Source organism: Methyloparacoccus murrellii (assembly GCF_054657115.1).
Genome location: NZ_BAAHXD010000097.1, coordinates 1 through 2,224, shown reverse-complemented (window position 1 = coordinate 2,224; position 2,224 = coordinate 1). Strand labels below are relative to the sequence as shown.

3 protein-coding genes are annotated in these 2,224 nt (G+C 59.7%); all 3 read right to left on the bottom strand.

Going from position 1 to position 2,224, the window contains the following annotated elements:
• On the bottom strand, positions 1 to 356 hold a 356-nt coding region (gene cas6e, locus ACYQ1H_RS15410), incomplete at its 3' end, for a type I-E CRISPR-associated protein Cas6/Cse3/CasE (protein ID WP_460028919.1).
• Positions 337 to 1,071, bottom strand: coding sequence for a type I-E CRISPR-associated protein Cas5/CasD (gene cas5e / locus ACYQ1H_RS15405; RefSeq protein WP_460028918.1), 735 nt, complete (start codon positions 1,069 to 1,071; stop codon positions 337 to 339). The genes cas5e and cas6e, both read right to left, overlap by 20 nt.
• Positions 1,064 to 2,224 (bottom strand): type I-E CRISPR-associated protein Cas7/Cse4/CasC (cas7e, locus tag ACYQ1H_RS15400; RefSeq protein ID WP_460028917.1); only part of this gene is annotated, 1,161 nt, incomplete at its 5' end. The genes cas5e and cas7e, both read right to left, overlap by 8 nt.

Here is a 2,224-nt window from a genome sequence, read left to right as displayed (position 1 = left end):
TTAGGTTTTTTACCCGGTTTGGTATCGGAATATTGGTCGGTGATGGTTTTGACCGGATTGGCTGTGAGCAAGAATTCCAGTTGCTGGCCTTCCGACGGCTGTGGGTCAAATTCCCGCGATCCCAGCGACCGGGCACCCTGCCCTACGATTCGAGGCGCGGTTTGAGATTGCACCAGGAGGCGGGCCGCGTGTCCGGTGCGACTGTCATCGACCCTGAACAGGAATCCCTGGCGTTCTTCATCCAGCTTTTTGCGCGGCTCCTTTTCTTGTCCTGGAAACAGCGTCCACACTGCCCGGTGCAGATCGTAAGGGTTCCGCGCCTTGGCCCAGTCCACTTCAATCCGACTGATGAACATCGGCGGCCTCCGGTTGTTTGTGGACGTACACTTTGCGGGTGGTGAACATTCGCTTATTCCTATGCATGGGTAAGTCGCGGACTACGATGGGATTGCGTGCTTGGACATCGGTTTCGGCGTAAATCAGCCCGCCCAGGGGCAAGACTTGCGCCAGGGCTGCGACGCCGCTTTCTGCTTCAATCAGAACGTTTTCGGCATCCAGCAGTGGGCGCGCCAGGGGACAGGAGCGCCGCCCCAGGCTCGGGGTATAGACGGGCTTCCGCAGATGGGCGGCGATGGATTCCAGCGGGTAAGTGGCTGGTTCGCGCTGGCCGACCGCGACGGTGAAATGAGCGTCATAGAGATATTCGCGGCGTGAAACCACGGGATTGGGGTTCGCTTTCGGCAGTCCACTGGCTTCCCGCTTCACCAGCCGCGCCTCTAGCACCGTATGGAAATCAGCCAGCCGTATCGATTGCCGGGGAACGAGCTTGCCTTCGCGCTCCGGCAGTTCTGGCCGCATCACTTTCGCATCCGCTCGGACGGTGAATTCCACGCTTCCTGCCAATTGAGCCTGGGCCTCCGTGTCCTCGCGCTCGATCCCCAGGCAGGCGGCAAGCAAGCCCAGCAGGGCGCTACGGGTAGGAAAATCGCGGCTGGGCCGGAAATCCTCAAAAGTGTGGTCACCCCAGGCCTGCATGGGACCATCGAGTTTCAGGATGAGGAAGCTAGGCATCGCCGTTTCCTTCGGCATGGCCGTCGTTGTCGATCCAGTTTTCCAGTTCGGCCAAGGTACTCAAGGCGGTCAAGCCCTTCGGCCAGGGCTTTTTCGTTTCGTTTTCCCAGGGTTCCGTGACGAACCGGAACGCCGCCGCTGTTTCGTCGAGGCTATAGGCCGAGTTCAAGCGCCGCCAGTATTCAGCGAGTTCCACCATCGAGGGCGAGAGATAGCCGCCGTTACGCCCACGCTGAATGGGGGTTTCAAAGGCGTTGGCGAGGGAAATCGGTTGGTCGGAAAAGCTGACGATGGCGAAATCCGCCAGATTGAACGCCGCGTGGCGTCCTTGCATGGCGGAGGGCACGACGGTCGCCAGCATATGGAACAAGTGCTTGGCGATATCCAGGGCGCGGGCGCGGGTTTCTGGGGTTTCGGACGCTTTCATGTCGCCGATCAGCCCCAGGTTCACCTGCAATTGCTTGAGATTGAGGCTGGCGTAGCGGTAGAAGACGCCGGCGGAGAATTGCTGGGTATTGAGGTGGCCGGCGCCCTTGTCGCCAGAGTCCTCCGTCAAATCATCCACGGCGGTGAACCAATCCACATCCTGTGGCTCGACAGCATGGGTGGTGATGACATGAGCTACCGCCATGGCACCATCGACGCTGGTCATCAGGCCGGAAGTCGCCATGCGGCCAAAAAGCGCGATATCGAGCGCGTCGCCTATGGCGCTCCAAATCAATTCCGCCGATTCTTCCAAGCGCTTGGCGATCTTGTCGCTCAACGCCATGGCAAGGCAATCCTCCTTGGTCAGTGTCCGTTTATCCTTGCCTTTGCCGACCGACTTGCCAACTTTTTTGAGTGCTTTTTCCTTTTCTTCGTCGCTCAATCCTTGTGCCTTGACTTCCTTGAGGATGCGGCAGATTTCCCGGATCTCATTCTTCACCCAGGGCGCCACGGCCAGTTGTTTTTCTGCTCGCTTGCCATCTTCCGCTGCCTCCTCGCTGGCGGCGGACACCTCTTCGGTATCGGTACTGGCGTCCTCGGCGGATTTGACGGTTCGCACGAAGCGGGTAGCCGCTTCCTCGATCAAGTCCCGGTCGAACTCGCCACCCAATGCCGCGACCAGTTCCGACTTGGCCTTTTCCAGGCTGCGGGTACGGAACGAGGGGTC